This is a genomic window from Psychrobacter sp. L7 (assembly GCF_002810365.1).
Taxonomy (GTDB): Bacteria; Pseudomonadota; Gammaproteobacteria; order Pseudomonadales; family Moraxellaceae; genus Psychrobacter; species Psychrobacter celer.
Genome location: NZ_NEXR01000007.1, coordinates 36,571 through 56,159, shown reverse-complemented (window position 1 = coordinate 56,159; position 19,589 = coordinate 36,571). Strand labels below are relative to the sequence as shown.

The 19,589-nt window shown below is 49.0% G+C and carries 14 protein-coding genes, 2 tRNA genes and 1 other RNA gene; 5 read left to right on the top strand and 12 right to left on the bottom strand.

From position 1 onward, the window contains the following. Positions 1–209 precede the first annotated feature (209 nt). Positions 210–1,385 (top strand): 50S ribosomal protein L3 N(5)-glutamine methyltransferase, encoded by a 1,176-nt coding sequence (gene prmB / locus CAP50_RS08855; RefSeq protein WP_075101710.1) that lies wholly within the window; start codon positions 210–212, stop codon positions 1,383–1,385. A gap of 103 nt (positions 1,386–1,488) precedes the next feature. Further along, a complete protein-coding gene (aroC, locus tag CAP50_RS08850) occupies positions 1,489–2,592 on the top strand; it encodes a chorismate synthase (RefSeq protein WP_075101709.1) in 1,104 nt (367 codons plus the stop codon). A 102-nt stretch (positions 2,593–2,694) separates the two neighbouring features. On the opposite strand, the gene CAP50_RS08845 is transcribed toward aroC, so the two are convergent. From CAP50_RS08845 to CAP50_RS08835, 3 genes are all read right to left on the bottom strand, one after another. After that, entirely contained in the window at positions 2,695–2,895 is a 201-nt protein-coding gene (locus CAP50_RS08845) for a hypothetical protein (RefSeq protein ID WP_075101708.1), read from the bottom strand. A gap of 116 nt (positions 2,896–3,011) precedes the next feature. Beyond that, on the bottom strand, positions 3,012–4,724 hold the full coding sequence (gene creC, locus CAP50_RS08840; RefSeq protein ID WP_075101707.1) for a two-component system sensor histidine kinase CreC: 1,713 nt from the start codon (positions 4,722–4,724) through the stop codon (positions 3,012–3,014). 46 nt (positions 4,725–4,770) lie between these two features. Continuing rightward, entirely contained in the window at positions 4,771–5,586 is an 816-nt protein-coding gene (locus CAP50_RS08835) for a response regulator (RefSeq protein WP_075101706.1), read from the bottom strand. 311 nt (positions 5,587–5,897) lie between these two features. On the opposite strand from CAP50_RS08835, the gene CAP50_RS08830 reads away from it, so the two are divergent. Further along, the gene (locus tag CAP50_RS08830; RefSeq protein WP_075101705.1) at positions 5,898–6,569 is read left to right on the top strand and encodes an alpha/beta hydrolase; all 672 of its coding nucleotides are present in this window, start codon (positions 5,898–5,900) and stop codon (positions 6,567–6,569) included. Between the two features lie 85 nt (positions 6,570–6,654). Next, positions 6,655–7,013: a transfer-messenger RNA gene (gene ssrA, locus CAP50_RS08825) on the top strand. Positions 7,014–7,033: 20 nt separating this feature from the next. On the opposite strand, the gene CAP50_RS08820 is transcribed toward ssrA, so the two are convergent. The 9 genes from CAP50_RS08820 to CAP50_RS08785 all read right to left on the bottom strand — a co-directional run bounded on the left by CAP50_RS08820 (position 7,034) and on the right by CAP50_RS08785 (position 17,240). Then, positions 7,034–7,219, bottom strand: a complete 186-nt coding sequence (locus CAP50_RS08820) for a hypothetical protein (RefSeq protein WP_075101658.1) — start codon at positions 7,217–7,219, stop codon at positions 7,034–7,036. Between the two features lie 668 nt (positions 7,220–7,887). After that, a tRNA-Leu gene (locus tag CAP50_RS08815) sits at positions 7,888–7,974 on the bottom strand. A gap of 126 nt (positions 7,975–8,100) precedes the next feature. Beyond that, positions 8,101–8,174, bottom strand: a tRNA-Cys gene (locus tag CAP50_RS08810). Between the two features lie 177 nt (positions 8,175–8,351). Then, positions 8,352–8,486 carry a putative transporter small subunit gene (locus CAP50_RS12835; protein ID WP_208855952.1) on the bottom strand — a complete coding sequence of 45 codons (135 nt, stop codon included), beginning with the start codon at positions 8,484–8,486 and terminating at the stop codon, positions 8,352–8,354. Between the two features lie 94 nt (positions 8,487–8,580). Then, positions 8,581–10,248, bottom strand: coding sequence for a sodium:solute symporter family protein (locus CAP50_RS08805; RefSeq protein WP_075101635.1), 1,668 nt, complete (start codon positions 10,246–10,248; stop codon positions 8,581–8,583). 912 nt (positions 10,249–11,160) lie between these two features. After that, on the bottom strand, positions 11,161–12,237 hold the full coding sequence (locus tag CAP50_RS08800; RefSeq protein ID WP_083608563.1) for a formate dehydrogenase accessory sulfurtransferase FdhD: 1,077 nt from the start codon (positions 12,235–12,237) through the stop codon (positions 11,161–11,163). Between the two features lie 127 nt (positions 12,238–12,364). Continuing rightward, complete coding sequence (locus CAP50_RS08795) at positions 12,365–14,737, bottom strand: FdhF/YdeP family oxidoreductase (RefSeq protein ID WP_075101634.1); 2,373 nt, start codon at positions 14,735–14,737, stop codon at positions 12,365–12,367. Positions 14,738–14,934: 197 nt separating this feature from the next. Beyond that, entirely contained in the window at positions 14,935–15,858 is a 924-nt protein-coding gene (locus CAP50_RS08790; RefSeq protein WP_100749771.1) for a c-type cytochrome, read from the bottom strand. Then, positions 15,855–17,240: a cytochrome c gene (locus CAP50_RS08785; protein WP_083608562.1), complete on the bottom strand. Its 1,386-nt coding sequence runs from the start codon at positions 17,238–17,240 to the stop codon at positions 15,855–15,857. Before CAP50_RS08785 ends, CAP50_RS08790 begins: the two co-directional genes overlap by 4 nt. Positions 17,241–17,439: 199 nt before the next feature. Here CAP50_RS08785 and CAP50_RS08780 point away from each other — a divergent pair, with 199 nt between their 5' ends. Beyond that, on the top strand, positions 17,440–19,521 hold the full coding sequence (locus tag CAP50_RS08780) for a PhnD/SsuA/transferrin family substrate-binding protein (protein ID WP_075101631.1): 2,082 nt from the start codon (positions 17,440–17,442) through the stop codon (positions 19,519–19,521). The last annotated feature ends 68 nt before the right edge of the window (positions 19,522–19,589 follow it).

Genomic DNA, 19,589 nt, shown 5'->3' with positions numbered 1-19,589 from the left:
ACGGCCAAGTAAGCTGCTGAGGCAATCTGATACATAAAAGCAAATAGAAACAAAGATAAATGTGACAGTATAAATGCAAGTATTGGCGCAAGTTACGGTTTGCGTCTATAATGGTAAACGAGATTTTTATTTAGTAGATCGGCTTTTATTATCAGGCGATTTAATCCATCCGCATGCTATCCGTGAGCATGCAATCAGCAAGGTGCGATATGTCAGAAGAGCAAACAATGAGCGCAGAAGCGTTTCAAAATCAGTACTTCAATGAAGAGGGCGCGCAGGTCGCAGAAGGTGATATGGCGTATGATTTAGAGACCGGTCTGCTCGGTGAGCATGAGCAATTTGCCAATTTACATGCTGAGCTTGCAGAAGCACGTGAGCAGCTTGTGAGTATTCGTGATTTTATCCGTTTTTCGGTCACCCAGCTGCGCAATTATGATGTGGTCGTCGCTCAAGGCACCACGGATGAGTTTGCCGAAGCCTCTGCTATCGTCTTACATTCTTTGTCTTTGGACTGGTCGGCCAATGAGCAGATCCTCGATTGTCGCCTGACGTCTTCAGAAAAGCAGCTGGTGCTTAGCTTATTGGAAGAGCGTATCGCTGAGCGCAAACCGTTAAGCTACTTAATCAACTTATCGTACTTTTGTGATTTACCGTTTTATGTCGATGAGCGTGTGCTCATCCCGCGCTCGCCCATCGCCGAGCTGATTCGCCAGCAGTTTCATCCGTACTTTGAGGTCAATGAGCTGGCCAAACCGCTCGGCGTCGATGTCAATGAGCAAACCTCGGTATTTTATGACCATGGTTTGGACATCAAACAGCTATCACAGCCTGAGCGTATCTTAGACCTATGTACAGGCTCTGGCTGTATTGCCATTGCGCTTGCGACCCGTTTTGTCGACGCGTTGGTTGATGCAGTCGACATCGATAAAGGGGCGCTAGAAGTGGCGATGGTCAACGTTGATCATCATGAGCTTGGTCATCAAATCAATGTCATTGAGTCAGATTTGTTTGCCAAGATACCTGCTGAAAATCAATACGAGCTAATCGTTACCAACCCGCCATACGTCGATGCTGCCATCATGGCTGATTTGCCGCCTGAGTTTTTATATGAGCCTGAGCATGCATTGGCGGCAGGTCAAGACGGTTTGGACTTGGTACATCGTATCTTATTTGAAGCGCCAGATTACTTAAGTCCTGAAGGCTTGCTGGTCTGCGAGGTGGGCGATAGTGAATGGGCGCTAAAACAAGCCTATCCTGATATCAGTTTTGACTGGTTAAAATTTGCTCGTGGTGGTCATGGGGTATTTGCCATGACTTATGATGAGCTGGTGGCAAACCGCGAGCTGTTTGCCGCTTATGTGCAGTTATTGGATAGCGCGCAGTAGTCGTATGTAGGCGGTGCTGTTAGATGACAAATAAAAGCGGCGACCATGCGTCAATACCTCAACAGGATAGCGCGCAATAGATTTTACGGATTTAAGGACAGATATGGCAGGCAATAGTATTGGGCAGGTTTTTACCGTCACGACGTGCGGTGAGTCACATGGCGCTGGATTAATGGCCATTGTCGATGGCGTGCCACCTGGTTTGGCACTGTCGGCAGAGGATTTGCAGGTAGATCTGGATCGCCGCAAGCCAGGCACCTCTAAATACTCAACCCAGCGCCGTGAGGCCGATGAAGTCGAGATTATCTCAGGCGTCTTTGAAGGTAAGACCACAGGCACTTCGATCGGGCTGCTGATTCGAAATACCAATCAAAAATCCAAAGATTATAGCGACATCAAAGATACCTTTCGCCCCGGTCATGCCGACTATACATATAGTATGAAATACGGCTTTCGCGATTATCGCGGTGGTGGACGCTCGTCAGCGCGTGAGACGGCGATGCGGGTAGCGGCTGGTGCTATCGCCAAAAGATACCTGCAAGATCGCTTGGGCGTGCAAATCCGTGGCCATGTAACGCAGATAGGCGATCAATATAGCAGCGTCACTGATACTAGCCAAATTGACTGGGAGTTTGTTAATAGCAATCCGTTTTTTACGGCAGATAAAGACGCTATTGGTCGGTTTGAGGCTTTGATAGACAGTCTGCGCCGCGAAGGAAGCAGCTGCGGCGCGCGTCTAGAAGTGATCGCCAGTGGCGTGCCTGTGGGTCTGGGCGAGCCGGTATTTGACCGTCTGGATGCGGATATCGCTCATGCCATGATGAGTATCAATGCGGTCAAAGGGGTGGAGATTGGCGATGGCATGGCGGTAGCAGGGCAGTTCGGTCATCGCTCTCGTGATGAGCTGACGCCAGAGGGTTTTACGGCCAATCATGCTGGTGGTATTTTGGGCGGTATTTCATCAGGACAAGATATCCGCGTGAGCATCGCCCTCAAGCCAACTTCTAGTATCACCACGGCTGGCAAGAGTATCAACACCCAAGGCGAAGCTGTCGACATGCTGACCAAAGGTCGTCATGATCCTTGCGTTGGGGTACGTGCCACCCCCATCGCCGAGGCGATGCTAGCGATTGTGTTACTCGATCATTATCTGCGCCACCGTGGTCAAAACGCCGATGTCGAGCCGCCGGTGTCCTCAATTACGTAATATCGTGAGATAGCATCAGTTATCTAGCGTATCAGCCCTTTAGCGTCTTTAGTGTGCCATGACTAAAAATGCTAAAGGGCTGTTTTGTGAGTGGTCAATCAGTTACGCTGCCAGCGGATAGGTATCAATCGCCACGCACTGCTGATGCCGAAATATCAATAGTAGCTGCTGACTGGGTATGGCAAGCCAATGACCAAACGCGATACTATCTATCCCTTGGCCGGATAAAGTCTGAGCACAGCACTGACGGCTTTGCCCCACTAAGTTTTTGACAACAGACGGATGCATTAATAACTGTGACATGCGGTCTCTACTCCTAAGATAAGTGATGAATGTGTATAACGTCATCGTAAGACAAGCGAGTAGAAATCCTGTGCAGTTCTGATGAAAAATCTATGAATTGGTATAACGGGTGTGTTTTAAGCCAGCGGTAAGGTAATGCGTACGCTGACACCAGCGTTTGGACTCTTGTCATGTCTAGCAAAGGCTTGCTCTGTGCCGATATTACTGATCTTCACATGACCGCCATGGTGTTCGATCACTTGCTTGACTAAGGTGAGGCCCAGCCCCGTGCCTTTTTTAAGGGCTGTATTAGCCTGATCAGGTGCTGTCTGCGGGCTTTGATGCGAGAGACTAAAATAGCGATCAAACGCTTTAGAGAGGGCATATTCGGGCAGTGGTTTGCCATCATTAAAGATATCAATGGTCACGGTTTTGTCGCTACTATCGTGAGCGTGGCTATACACAGTAAGTGTGACCTCAGTGTTGGCAAAATAAATGGCATTATCTAACACATTTTGTAGCGCTTGTACCAACCAAAACGGATCAGCAAAGACATGCGGATTTGTCAACGCATTGGCTTGTATTGGAGTGTCAGCGATGACTAGGTCAGTCACGCATTTATCCTCACTATAAATCTTGATAGGTGGTAGATTTTGTTGTTGTAGTTTGGCGCTGTTGTTTTTTATGAGGGTTTGCAATACTGGCAGTACCGCTGTCAGTTGCCGATTGAGCCTAAAGGTGGGTTGTTCGACCTTGGCCAGTAGTAATAAACGATCAATCAGTTGCTGCATTTTGATGCTTTGTTCAGCGACCGAGTGGTTTAACATCTGCCGATCTTCTGCATCTAGTTGCTCATCTTCTAATAGCTCGCTACTAGCACGAATGGCAGTTAGCGGGCTTTTGAGCTCGTGAGTTAGGGTGTGGACATAGTCGGTGACATAGGCGCGGTTTTCTAACCGATGTTTCATAGACTCGATCGTATCTGTCAAGCTGTTGAGCTCATGACCGAAATAAAAATAGGGTTTTTTGGTGTCTTCAGCTAAGGCATTGGTGTAGTGCGTGACCAAAGTAATGCTCTGTTTGAGCCACCATGCCACCAGTCCTGCGAGGATAAGAGCGGCAATGCTCATCAGCAGCGCGGTGATGAGCATGCGATTGCGGGTATTATCAAGATAGGGCAGCACGCTATCGACCGGTTTGCCAACACTGACGACACCGATCACGGTACCCCTGCTATCGATGATAGGCTGCGCTACATACATAATAGAGCTACCACGAGTGCTATCGATATCTGCCGTGCTCCTCGCGCCGTAGCGCCCTTGCAGCGTAAGGTACACATCATTCCAGCGGCTATAGTCCTGACCTTCGGCATTGAGCGGGGCAGGTAGAGAGTCGTATATGACCACGCCATTTGCGTCTGTTACATAAACGCGAGAGTTGCTATTGTTTGAGGGCGCTTGGGTAAGCTCGAGGGTAGAGCTCGCGGCTGAGGTATGCTTGAGCGTCGCATCAAGGGTGGCTTGATAAGTATCATCGTACAATTGCCCTGATGACAATGGCAGCTGTAGCGTCGCAGCCAGCAGTTTACTGGTATCTAGCAACGTGTCTTCGATGACTTGTTGGGCGGTGGGTTTGACGTAGCCAAACAGCTGCGTGAAAGCGACCACACCGCAAATGCTTAGCACCAATGCGACTGCAAGCCAAATCCGAAAAAATATGCTCAAATTTAGCAGGCGTTTCGGACTGCGGGTTTGTTGCGCGGTCCCAATGGGGTGCAGTTTGGCATACCAATTGCTCTGATTGGCAGGTGTTTTTTCAAGATGACGATGACTCTTATCAGGAGCGTTCATGTCTTTAGCACTTTAGTAATATCATAAATTGAGTATAGCGGATGAGCTAAGCTGGGCATAAGGCATACCCCAAACCGCGATGCGTGTAGATAACATCGCGGCTAGGATCGACGATCGCCAGCTGCTTACGGATGGATTTGATATGACTGTCTATCGTCCGTGCGAGGCGATGATCAGGATAGTCGCTTACCGCATTTAGCAGCTGCTCACGGCTAAAGACTTGGTTGGGCGCTTGTAATAAGGTTAATAAAATCTTACGCTCGGTATTACTCAGCTCCAGTTTTGTATCTTGCCACATCAAAGAGTAATTGAGCGGCTGGTAATGCCAGATGCCAGATTGACACTCAAAGCTCAAGGCTTGCCCTGATAGATGATGAGCAGGAGTGTTGCCAGATGAAAGGGTAGATACATGCTGATTGGCGTTCTCAGCCGCCTCAGTAACAGTCGCCGTGGCCGCTGATTGCTCAAAGAGCAGCTGCTCACGACGCCAAATGGCTTTTAGGCGTGCGACCAGCTCACGAGGGCTAAAAGGCTTGGCGCAGTAGTCATCGCCGCCCATCTCTAGTCCCAAGATACGATCAACCTCATCGCTACGCGCGGTCAAAAACACCACAGGTATATCTTTTAATCGGCCGATATCTGGTGTATGGCGTATCTGTTGACAGAGACTGAGCCCATCACCATCGGGCAGCCCAACGTCTAAAATAATAGCCGATAAATCTTGCGCCTCATTACTGTGTAGCATCGGCAATACACTACTGGCGTTATCGAGCCACGTTATCTGCCAGCCCTCACGCTTGCAAGTAACTTTGAGCGACATAGCTATCGCCGGATCGTCTTCTACCAGTAAAATATGAGTCATAAACGTAATATCTTTATTAAAGGGTGCCTGCTATATAGGGCACTGGTGATATGAGATTGAAAAATATAAATAAGGCGTCATACAGTAGTGAGCGCAGTGTTTGATATCAGTCGTACTTGCTCTGCAGCAATTGGTATCAGTTGTAGCAGAGTCTATAATTATCGTAGCACAAAAGCTTGGCTGGATTTTGTCAGTCAGTGCAAAACACTGTGAAAAATTGATGAAAATAATAGGGATAAAGGCGATACAAGCGCCATCTCAGTTCTATATTTGATGCATATTTTATGCTTTATAAAGGGAAACTAGCGATAATGAGTAAGTATCTAGACGTGGTCACCGCCGAGCACAATCCGGCGCAAAAAAAGGTAGACAGAGCGGTCATTTGGTTACATGGCTTAGGGGCCAGCGGTCATGATTTTGAGCCTGTGGTGCCGCAGCTCGGACTGGCTGACGACATGGCAGTACGGTTTATCTTTCCGCATGCGCCCAAGCGTCCTGTCACGGTCAATGGTGGGATGGTAATGCCGGCTTGGTACGATATTTTGGAGATGAGTCTTGAGCGCAAAGTTGATGTGACACAAATTGAGACATCTTCGCAGCAGATTCGCGATTTGATTGCTCGTGAGGTTGAGCGCGGCGTCAAGCCTGAACATATCGTTATCGCTGGGTTTTCGCAGGGCGGGGCGGTCGCTTATCATGTGGCACTCAGTCATCCAGAGCGCTTGGCGGGTCTGATGACGCTCTCTACCTACTTAGCAACCAATGACAATATTGAGTATAGTGCTGCCAATAGAGACCTACCGATTTTGATTGAGCATGGTACGCATGATCCAGTCGTACCCGTGATGCTAGGCGAGCAGGCGCAGCAGTTATTAGCGAGCAAAGGCTACAATGTTGAATATCATACTTATCCGATGGCACATCAAGTCTGTATGCCGCAGATTCAAAACATCGGCAAATGGCTAAACACCGTCTTGGCTTAAGATGATTCGCTGTAACGTAATGTAATAAGGGTTATGTATAGGTTGAAAAACCATCAATAAATCCTATATAATAGTCAGTCTTATTGGGGATGTTCTGGCTTCGACGCTGGTGATGAAACTTAATGATGCATGTCGAGAGTGTATGTCCTCTCGTTAATCAAACATATATTGTTATAGTCGCAAACGACGAAACTTACGCTCTAGCAGCTTAAACCCTGCTTACTGCGCTGCCGATTACCTATAGTTGGTTAGCCCAGTTGAAGCGTCCGCATATAGGTTCGCCACAAGTGATTGTCTCAATCGCTTGGGTTCAAAAGTAGAGAATCGTCCAATCCATCCTGACTGTCGGATCGGTGCGGATTAAAACCAAAGACAGAAACTAAACATGTAGATTCATGAGCGTAATGCTGGCGGACGCGGGTTCAACTCCCGCCATCTCCACCAAATATTTTAAAAAAAGTCAGTCACTTAGGTGGCTGGCTTTTTTTATGACAGGCTTTTAGGTAATGCTGACAGACGACCGTTGCCTTGGTTTTTTCTTGCATGGTCTGCATGCCAAGTAGGTCGTAGTGCGCGAGGTGATAAATCAGCTCGGTGCTTTGTTGCAGCGGCTGCCAAAAAACCAAAGGGAATGTGTAAAAATAAGCCAATACGGTTACGCATACCAAGCTACCGACTTTTTGATACCCATACCTGTTATTGAGGGAGAAGGACGATCTGTTAGGTGGTTTTTGATGAATGGGCTAGGAGTGGCGCTGTTCTTTAGAGACGGTTGAGACTCCAGGTCTCCTTGTACCGCAGCGAATCCCACTTCATCAGTGATATTATCTCTAATAAATATCGAAAAAATCGGCTTGTCAGTTTGGAGGTGCTGTAACAGCGTGAGGTTTACCTGTTTTAATATTCAATTTGGATATGGCGCTACCACCGTTGACATAATGTGATGAGCAGTCCGAGCCAAAGTAGGATTTAGCCGCTAATGCAGAGTAGCAGAGTGTGGTTTGTCTTTTAGTATAAAATCAGGGTATGACCGACATGCTCGACGAATGGCGTGTTTTATCTCAATCAGCGCAGTGTTATCTACTGACACCGTGCTTATTACGTCACGTCATTAGCGCCGCTTTGGTGAGTGTTATTAAGGCTGCTCATTGCTATTTGTAAGCCGTGTGAAGCAGTAATCGGCAGATCCATAGGTATCAGAATGTGCTCCGATAATAGGTTTGCTCGATTTGTTATCAGTTCTGTAATTTATGTAGTTGACATAAACGCAAAAAAACCGCAAATCGTTACGATTTGCGGTTTTTCTGTACTGCTATAATGGTACCCGGAGCCGGACTTGAACCGGCACGCTATTGCTAGCGAGGGATTTTAAATCCCTTGTGTCTACCAATTTCACCACCCGGGCAAAACTTGTGTTATCTATACATTAAAAAGCGTTGATAGTGCTTTTCGCTGGTAAGATAAGTGGTCGCTATTATAAGCGGTTATGCTGATAATGCAAGCCTAAATTAACATGACGTTAATAAATAATTGGAGGCTGGAGTCGGAATCGAACCGGCGTTAACGGAGTTGCAGTCCGCTGCATGACCACTCTGCCATCCAGCCAATCAAGGTGGACTATATTAGCAAAAATAATTTAAATTACAAGTCATTTTTTGGCTAAAAATAGCTTATTTGTTCACTTGTGCTGATTTTAGTGCTTTTTTATGAGTTTTTTACGTATTCAGGCTCATCAGTGAGCCGGACCCACTGATGAGAGTACTGATTATTGAGTATGTACTTTTATAATATCTCTTCGTTATTACGTTTGGCTCGTTTGATATCGCGATAAGTCGCGGTACAAATCAATACCAGCACGCCGAGCGTAATGGCTGGCCAAATTAAAATATATAAGCCGTAGATAAAGACGTTGTCCATGATATCTCCTTATAGTATTTATGAAGGGTTGCCTGTGCAGCTGGTCACATATTGACCAACTGCCAAACCCGCAAGCGGTGCTCGCTACCTGTGTTTATGAAAGCTCAGAGGTCGATGCCTTGGCTTTTTTATCATAATCGCCAACACGTTGATTGATTAAAGCAAAATCAAAGTGTTCATCACCCATGAGGCTAACGATGATACAAACGATGGTGCTGGCACCATAGGCCGTTAGTGAGGCCAGTAGTACCATGTACTGACGTAAGAAGCCTGTGGCAAAAATGAGCATCAGTACCAGCGTGATCGCTGCCGCTACCATGCCGATTTTACGACCCAAAAAGCCAAAGACCATCAGTCCAATCACGACTGCGGCGCCCACACTGGCCAGTATTTCAAAGAAAAGGGCAGTAAAGCCTGTCATCGGTAGCAGCTCAAAGCGTACCACACAGAATAGCAGCAGGCCGATGATGACCGCCGAGGTAAAGGCGGCATTGGTCACGCGGTTCCAAAACACACTGGCGATGACCGGGAAAACAATCGCGCCCCACAGCGCCCCTACAAAGACCAACATCACCAAGATATCTAGCTTAAAGCTGGCAAAGATCAGTCCGGCAGCGGTGGCGATAATCATCGTGCTACGACCAACGAGCATCATCGTTTTAGGCTTGACGCGGCCTTTGGCAATGTTTTTGCCATACACGTCCGCCATCATAATGGTCGATAATGCCGACAAATCCGAGTCGGCTGTCGATGATAGTGAGCCAATGACCAAGATAAAGAACAAGGCGATAAATACAGGGTGCAAGTAAGTGCTGACCATCTGCGGGATGAGGTTATTCATATTGCCATCTAGTGGCTCGATACCGATGGTCAAAGCCATCAATCCGATCATACCAAGACCGATGACGATACCAGCATAGCCGACTGTGGCGGTAATAAAGGTCTGTTTAATCTTAGTCTTATCGATCGCAAACAAGCGCTGCGTGATGGTTTGGTTACCAATCGCATAAGCAAGTACAGCGACAAAATAGGGCGCCCCTTGCTGAAAAAACGCTTCGGATGAAAAGAAATCCTGCTGTTCAAGCGTGAGGTTAGAGAGGCCATCGACCATGACTTGTGGCCCGCCCATCGCAAACAGTACCGCTGGAATAATGACAATACCGATGGCCATCAAAGCGACCAATTGCGCAAAGTCTGTAAAGACGGAAGCGCGAAACCCTGAGGTTAAGGTATAGCTTAGCACCCCGATACCTGCAATCATGACCCCTGTCTGAAACGATAATGGCGATAATACCGACACCAATGCCCCAGCCGCAGTAAAGTTGACCATCAAGCTAATTAAGCTGCCCATAAGGTTGGATATGGCTAAAATTAATTGGCTTGATGAGCCATGGCGGGCGTGGATAAGCTCACCTAAGGTATGACCATCGGGCGCAAGCTCACGAAAGCGCATACCAAAAGGATAGATGAATAAGATCATCAGCGCGCCCCAAAAGCCGTAATGTATCGGCCCTGACACGCCATACTTGTAGCCAGAGGTCGCCGCGGCATAAAATGATGCGGCCCAAATCCAAGTAGCGGTCATACTAGCAGCACCCATGCCAAAGCCGACACCGTGGCCTGCTACCATAAATCCTGAAGTGGTTTCTTTGTCTTTTTTGATCAGCAATGACAACAAATACGTGCCGCCATAAAACGCTAACAACAATAAAATAATGGTTAACGATGAAAATTGGAACAGTGACTCAGTTTTCAAATTCATACCTCGCGATTATTTTACATAAATAAAAGTTTAATAGGATATCTCTACCCAAAACTGTTAAGAATACAATAAAGCCCATAAAATTCTTATGTAGAGGCATCACACAGTGCTAACAGTTGGCCGTCATAAAAAGCGGTCAGCGCCGATCCAAATGTAGCGCGCTGGCGCACTTGGTGTTTTAAGAGTAGATCCTGCAACCTGTAAATGACAACTGCCCATTGACATCATGCCGGTTACTCACTGTTGTACGTCATTTGAAAAAATCACATGCAACAGTGAGCCATGTCTCACAAAAATCGCAGGGCAGTCATCAGCATGCGTCTATTGATGGATAATCCATCACGCTGTCAAGTGGTCATACTTGATAGTAGCTGGCTGCTATAGAGCGCTGACAAGGCAGGTATCTACAGCAAAATTATGGATAAGCACTCAGCCATCTGCTGATGACGATGCTAAGTGTAGACAGCTTTATCGGCTAATATTATGTATAGCCGGCTGAAATACACCCAAGCATGAGCGAATTTTTGCCCATGATTAGGTAATTGACGCATTACCTGTAGTTAAGTATCAAACACGCTACAGCCCTGATGCGTCGCACCATAGGCTCGGTATTTATAAATAAAACTACAGCTATGTTAACTATGTGTAACATACTCGTGCGCTAAGGGTACCCTATTCTGCCGTGAAGCTCAAATCTATCGGTCAGTTATTTATCATCAATGACCAAAAGGCAGAGACCGACCTCAAGAAAAATGGCATTGACAAATGGGGTTTATGAAAAGGTGTTTGTGAGGGTGTCAATAAGGCTAACGTATTGAATGGTGGCAGTATTAAATGCTCAATGTGAGGGTATCAAAGTAAACGAATCGGTGATAACGACAGGATTTAGAAAATGTGGTTAGGCAATACTCATCAAATACCAGTGTAGTAGGTGACTCTATTGTCACGCAAAAACCCAGCCAGCCCCAAACCATAGCGCTGGGCGACCCGTACGGCCGTACTGGTGGGCGCAGACATGCCAACAAGCCAAGGGATACGCCCACGAATCGATTTTTGTACCAGCTCGATAGACAAGCGTGAGGTCATCAGCACACAGTCTGCCTCTCGCTTGTTGCGCAGCTGCCAGCCAATCAGTTTGTCTAGCGCGTTGTGGCGGCCAACATCTTCAAACAAATACAGCTGCTCGTCATGCAGGGTCGCTGCAGCGTGTACCGCCCCTGTTAGCTGATGGGTATGTTGCATGGCAGTGATTTGCTGGCGCATATCCAATAGATAATCCAGACGCGGGCAGGCTGCCTGAATTGGTTGGCTATCTTGCGTATAAGCGCTCAAATCAGGTAGGGCTTGTGTCAGCCCCGTGATACCGCACATACCGCAGCCCGTTCGTCCCGCCAGTTGTCGCTTTTGGGCTTGGATGCGCTGATGGCAGCGTTGGCTCAGTCTGAGCTCTACCACATAGACGTCATAATCTTGCAGCTGTGTGAGAAGTGTCTCAAGCGTATCTGGCAAAGCGGCTGTATCTATTGCATTGTTTATAGGCGAGTTTTTAATAAGGGGCGCTTGTGCCCATGGTTGGCAACTGGCGCTGTCTGTCAATTGGGTGACTTCCCAATCGAGCAGCTCATGGCTATGCTCGATCAGCCCTTCGCTAAACAAAAACCCAACCGCCAAATACTCTAACTGATGAGGGCTGGCCATTAAGACGGCATAATGGATACCATTGATAACGATAGCGACAGCTGCTTCCACTGCCAAGTCCGCCGATTGCTCTTCACTGTGAAGCTGAGACTTATCCATTTGTCCAGTATTGTCTGGCATACGGCTATTGGCAAAGGTAGGTTTATCGGGCAGATAAAAATGCTTTTTCGCACAGTGGCTGCGGGCGAGTGGGACGGTGGTAGGCGATCTCGTAGAGACAGGCAGGGTGTTTTTTAGCGGATAGCTTCGCTCATTATCACTCTCAGGTATGGGGTTGCTTTTGCTTATCATGATGACTCAACACGCTTTATTGCCATGACAGATCGTCTGGCTGTTTTGGAATAACAATCAATATGGATAACACACCCATACGGCGCTATGCTAAGCGCCTTTATGGGACACGGCCTACGCTGACAATTTATGCTGATAGTACAGGGTCAGATAATCGCGCGGCTGTCGCAACACGCTGCAAAACCACCGTTGTCGATTTGTAGGCAGGTATGTGCGAGTCTGGCGCATGGGTATCCAAATCAAACAGGTCGTTACATTCAGGATAATAGGCGGCGACGGCATTGGCGGCGATATCCATTTCAGTCAATATGAGCGGCCCTAGTACGCGCGGCTTGTTTTTATGCGCTGTGTGGCTTGAGCTGCTGGCGTGCCGCGATACCATTACCTGATCTCCTTTTTGCCAGCCTAGGCGGCTCATCTCGTCTGGATGCATAAATAGCACGTCGCGGCGGTTGGTCTGGCGATAGCGATCGTTATAGCCAAAAATCATGGTATTAAATTGATCATGACTACGTACACTGGTCAATTGCCAGATTTTTTGTTCGATATTTTGGTCGCTGTCATTGCCAGAGGAGTTTAAGCCATCATTTAAGGCAGCGGCGGTGTCGGCCATTTGGGCTGCGACATAAGTGATGGGGTATTTCGGCACGATAAACTGTGCTTTACCACTGTCTGTATTCCACATGCGGTGGCGCGCTGGGTGGTATAAATGAAAACCGCGCTCGGCTGCCCGAATGCGCGTGTTGAAGTTCTCAAAGCCGTCAATCGCTTGGGCGATATAGTCGCGAATGAGATCGAAGTCGGTACTCATCGCCTGCCAAGGAATGTCGGTATCAGTCTTGAGCACATGCGTGGCGATATCGGCGACGATCTGCGCCTCGGATTTGAGCGCGTCGCTGACGGGTGTTAGGGTGCCTTGCGTCGGGACAATCTGACACATAGAGTCTTCGATGGTGGCAAACTGCTCACCTTTGGCCGTCACGATACGCTCAGTACGCCCTAGACAAGGCAGTATTAGGTTATGCGCCCCTGGGTAGAGCATGGTTTCATTGAGCTTGGTGCCCACAAATATATTGAGCTGTGTGGTGGTGAGTGCTTGCTCGATAGCGCTGGTATCGGGGGCGGCCACGGCATAGTTACCGCCCATACTCATAAAGACTTTGAGTTTGCCGGCGATCAATGCTTTGGCACCTGTCACCACATCAAAGCCTGCTGCTTGCGGCATTGGGCGCTTAAAGACGCGCGCTAGGCTGTCGAGTAGCTTTTGCGCTGGGCGCTCATGGATACCCATGGTGCGATCGCCTTGTACGTTAGAGTGTCCACGCACAGGAGATGCGCCTGCGCCCTCAATGCCAATCATACCCATCAATAATAATAGGTTGGTAATCATCGCTACATTGTCATCGCCTTGTACATGCTGAGTGATGCCCATGCCCCATGTGCAAATGGTCGCTGGACTATCGACGACCAACTTAGCAAGCCTGATAATCTCTGTCTGAGCGATACCGCAGCCTTGCTCGATATCCGTCCAAGATTGCTCGGTCAGCCATTGTTTTAATGGCTCGAACCCTGAGGTATGCGTTGTAATAAAATCGGTATTAATTTTATTATTCTCAATCAGCCATTTGGCAATGCCGGTCAGCAGCGCCGCATCGCCGCCGATTTGGATTTGCACGACTTCATCGACCATGGTGTCGCTTTGGCCTGCTGCCATATGCGTGGGTTTTTGTGGGTTTCGAAACTTACTCAAGCCTTGCTCGCGCATGGGGTTTATCGAGAGGATTTGGCAGCCTTGCTCATGGGCATGAGCGAGCATTTCGAGCATGCGCGGATGGTTGGTGGCGGGGTTTTGACCAAACATCAATATGAGCTTGGCTTGCTCAAAATCCTCTAGCATGACTGTCGCTTTGCCGACGCCCAGCTGTTTACCGAGCATTACTGAGGTCGGCTCATGGCACATGTTCGAGCAATCTGGTAAATTATTGGTACCAAAACAGCGTACAAACAATTGATACATAAAGGCTGGCTCGTTGGTCACGCGCCCTGAGGTATAAAATAACGCCTCATCTGGTGAGTCAAGTTGACCTAATTGCTCAGCGATACACTGATAAGCCGCCTTCCAAGAAATCGGTACATAGCGATCTTGTGCGGCGTCGTAATATAAAGGTTCTGATAAGCGCCCGCTATGCTCAAGCTCATAGCCCGACCAGCCTTGTAGCTCGGTGACGGTATGCCGCGCAAAAAATTGCGCATCCGCCTTTTTCGTCATGGTTTCGCTGGCGATGACTTTGATGCCGTTTTCGCAGACGTCGATGCGCTTGTGTGACTTATGGTCTGGCCACGCGCAGCCTGGGCAGTCAAATCCGCCTTTGGGTTGATTGCTTTTTAGGACGCTGACACTACCGCGTAAAAAGGTCTGATAATCCATCAGTTTGCGTGTCGAGGAGATCAGCGCAGGCCAACCGGCAGCAGGGTGGGAGTAAACAGGAATTTTGCGCATGACAGACCTCATCGATAAATGGCGGCATAATAGTGGTATTTCATCACTATATAATGCTCGCTGTACCGTGTGTAGCAGTAGTAACCATAGATAACAAAAAACCTTTAAGAAAAGCGCGTTTTCTTAAAGGTTTGCTTTGTTAGAGTGGTTTTATCAACAGCAAAGAACAACCACGGAGAACGCCGCGTTTAGGGCGATCAGTAGCGCGCGTCTTTGGGTTTTTTACCACTGGGCCAGTCATTGACTTTGCCTGCAAAATCAGGGCGCGGCTGATGGGTAAAAAAATGCGCCACGTCGACAGCATCTTGATCGCTTAGGACATTGCCGTGGCCCCATAGCCCTTTGGTCTGAATGCCCATGGGCATGTTGTATTTAATAAAGGCGGCAGCTTTATAGGTGCGAGCCATGCCTGCGCCGATATTAAAGGACTCATCGCCCCATAATGGCGGAAAAACGATGTCACCGCGACTGTCTTTGAGCCCTTCGCCATTGTCGCCATGGCAAGTCGCGCATTGTGCCTGATAGATTTGCTCGCCGCGTATAGGGTCCGGTGTCAATGAGGTATCGACAGCGCCTGCGTTTTTGATATCGACTTTGTGCTCTTTTGGCGTGTTTTGTGACAGCCATTTCATATAAGCCATCATCGCCTGCATCTCAGGTGACTCACGGTCTAAGGGTTTGCCATTCATTGAGCGCTGAAAACAGCCATTGATACGGGCTTCTAGATCGATTTCTTTGCCAGCACGCGGCATCACCCGTGGGTAGGTGTTATAGCTGTTGATATAGGGGTCGCCAAGCGGGACTTTGCCTTGTGATATATGGCAGCTATTACAGTTCATCTGCGCGCCGACGTGCTCTGGTAGCAGGCGCTTGGTTTCGTTGAGGAGCCGTTTGCCATAAAATATTTCCTCAGCATTTGGCTCATATAAGATGGCAGTGTCTTGCGGCAGTATATATGTGCCGATGTCTTCGTTGGCATCGTCGGCTGTGACCGTGTTAAATTCAGGCGCATTGCGCTCAGCAGGGGTAGGATTGGAGCAGCCACTGAAGGCGCCTATACTGATGACACCTAAGACGGCATAAACCGCGGCGCGCGGCCATGTAAATAGTAAATGGGTCATTGGTTTGCTCCTTTTTCTGCAGCGTCAATGCTTAGGTCTGGGGCGATATCGGTACTGGTTTTTGGTTTTTTGGCGAGAAAGGCGCGCATTTTTACCACGTCATTGACGTCGATTTTGGGCGCTTGGTTGGTCCAGCTGTTGCGAACATAGTTGACCACCTCGGCCACATCCGCATCGCTTAAGTTAGAAAACTCAGGCATGGTAAATGCCATACGGTCATAAGGGGTCTTGGGCATCCGGCCGCCGCTTAAGGTGATTTGCAAGACGGAGTCCGCGTTTTTAGAATACACCGCGCTATTACCATCAAGGGCGGGGAAGATACGGGCGACACCTTGACCATCGGCGCGGTGACACACTTGACAATACTCTGCGTAGAGGATTGCGCCGCGTGAGTCATAGTTGCCATCTAACAGTTTTTGCGTGGTGGTGTCTGCTTTATTCGGCAGGGTTTCTTCTTTGTTTGGTGCAGGGCTTAGGGTTTTGAGGTAGGACGACATGGCGTTGATATCGTCGTCAGTCATGTATTGGGTGCTGTGCTCGACCACTTCAGCCATGGCACCAAAGGCAGCAGTGGTGTCGGTACGGCCAGTCTTAAAGAAGTCGTTTAACTCTGCCACTGTCCACGTGCCAAGTCCGCGATGCTCGCCGCGTATGCTTTTGGCACGCCAGCCATCGATGACCGCGCCGCTTAGATATTTGTTGGAGTCCGCGTTACTGAGCGCGACCTCTTGAAAGCCGATACCGCGGCCAGTGTGACAAGAGCCGCAATGTCCAGGGCCTTCGATTAAATACTGACCACGAGTCAAGAGCGCATCGTCCGTCTCAGGGACAAACTCACGCTTGCGATCAAATAACACCTGCCAGTAGGCTAAGGGCCAGCGCCAATTGGCCACTGGTGGTAGCTCGCTCTTTAGGTTAGCTTGCTGAACGGGTTTGACATCAGACATAAAAAACGCATACATCGCGGCCACGTCCTCATCTGGCATCAGCTGATAAGACGGGTAGGGCATCGCAGGATACAAGGCTTTGTTATCACGTCGTACCCCGTGTTTGACCGCATTTTTGAAATCATCAAAACTATAATTGCCGATGCCCGTGTCTTTGTCGGGGGTGATGTTGGTTGAGTAAATCGCCCCAAGCGGCGTCAGCATCGGTAGACCGCCTGCATAAGTCTCGCCGTCAAGCGTCGTATGACAAGCGACACAGTCTGCGGTACGGGCGATGTACGCGCCTTTTTTTATCAAGGTCGGGTCGGTGATATCGACCTCGATATTGCTCGTGCTGGTGCGCATATTTGGCAGTAATTGTCCAATAATAAAGGCAATGACCAGCCCGATAATACCGATGATCAAGATAATCAGTGGCCACTTTTTGTTTTTCATCCGTCCACCCTCCATAAGATAGCTGTGTCCAGCCCACCGTGCCCTAGGATTGCATACGGTGCGCATGACGATTTAAAGGTCGTACTATGATGATTGAGTATAGGGCAGGCGCGCCAATGGCGATATTGTGGAAAACCACATTATAATTGGGGTTTTGGTTTATAATGTCGACTGATAGGTCCAGTGGGAAGTGAGCACGATGTACAAAGGCTCTAAAAATAAGGCGGCGTGGCATGCGTCTGTTGGTGCCGTCTTGCTGCTTGTGATGACGTTATATAGTGGGGTAGGTGTCGCGACAGCATTTGCGCAGACGTATTATTTGGGTGTGCTAGCGCCGCAAGGCGAGAGAGCCGCGCAAGATCGCTGGCAGCCATGGTTAGATGATATCAATCGGCAACTCGCCGAGGACACGGTGATATTAGTGCCGTTGGCATTAGAAAACTGGCAACAGCAAATACAAGCCAAACAGTTTGCATTTGTGCTGGGTCCGCAAGTTCAGTTTATAAAAATGAATACCACTAAATGGCGCTGGCTGGCTACGTTGCAGGCGCCGACAGTGTTGTCTGAGCCGGCGCTGTCGGTCGATGATAAGGTGCAAGGCTTTCGGGCACATACGCTCACCCAACGTGCGTCGCAGGCGACGGTTAGCTTGGCTCAGCAGTTTCGCCAAATACCTGAGCCGATAGCGCAGCAACAGCCCAGCGCGATGGAAGCGGTCGCCAGTGCCTTATGGGTGGCAGCCGATAGCGACATATATCGTTTGTCAGATTTACAGCGCCGTACGGTGGCCGCAGTCGATGCCGATGCGTTTGGTGGATATTTGCTGGGCGCGCATTTACTACAGCAAAACAGCATCACGCCCAGTCATTATCACGTACAGTTCACCGGCTATCCGATTGAGCGGAGTTTGCAGGCTTTGGCCCATGGCAGGGTCGATGCTGCCATCGTGCCGCTATGCTTAATGGAGGAGATGACGCGGCAAGGGAAAATACATGCCAAACAATATCGTCTACTGCATCCAGTCGCGACCGCATCAAACTGCCAGTCTTCTACAGCGATCTATCCCAACTGGACGTTGGCCGCCACTGAGCAAGCACCGGCGGCATTGGTACGGCAAGTCAGTCAGCAGGTATTTGCCCCGCCGCCAGCAGAGCAAATGTCTACGGCAGGGCTGCGCTGGCTACCTCCAGAGTCTAGCATGGAGGCTGAGCGTGTCTTATATGAGATGCAGCGTCATCCAGCCCAAAAACCGCTCAGCGCTCATTTGCTCGACTGGATACAAGCGCATCGGCTGGGGGTCGGCGTGCTGGTGTTTATTATTTTGATATCGACCATCAATTATGGCTGGATGAGTTGGCTGGCATGGCGTCGACGCCAAAAAATACTGACGCAAAACCGTCTCATTCGTGACTATGATGAGCAGCTGCGTCAATCAGAGCGTTTTGCGGTCATTGGTGAGATGAGTGGTGCCATCGCCCATGAAATCAATCAGCCGCTGGCAACCATCCAAAACTACGCACAAGGACTGCTAATACGGCATCAGCATAAGACTAAGACAGAAACAAATAATAAAGAGACACAAAATGCCTTAGAGCAGATCGTCCATGAGACCAGACGTGTCGCGGCGGTCGTCAACAACATCCGTAGCTGGGCAGGACGTCCGCAGCGGAGCGCCGCCGATGACGTGAGGGTCGACATCATAGCGACCTATCGGCAGTGTGTTTTATTATTGGGTGATAAAGCGAGCGGTATCGATTTTTGGCTGATAACCGACTATAAAGGCGTGACCCTGCCGCATCTGCTCTTAGATCAACTGCTCATCAATACCATGAGCAATGCCGCCCAGCAAGGTGCGACAAATATCTCGTTACGCTGTCAGATAGATAGCCGCCATGACAAAAAGTGGCTGGCGCTGCATGTCAGTGACGACGCAGGAGGGTTTGATGTGCGGCAATTGGCTCAGTCTCATCAGCACGAGGCTGCATCTGGATATTATGCCGCGCAGTCGAGCAAAGCGGACGGTCTGGGGCTGGGTCTGATGATTTGTCAGCGGCTGTGTAAGTCCATAGAGGCACAGATAGCGCTAAGTAATATCGAAGTAGCCGCAGAGCTCGATAAATATCCTGTGGCAAACGCTCAGACCTATCGCTTTCGGCGTACCTTACAGGGTAAACTGCAGTCGCTCCCCGCGCATCTAGGCCAGCCGCCAGCAAATACGCTGGGCGCGCAAGTCTCTTTTTATTTGCCGCTGTCTGTAATAGATAGAAACAACAGGCAGTAATATAGCCAGTTGAATAGAAAACGGTTATAAATTGTGAGGCGTGATGGGGATAAGTTTTACGTGTGTGC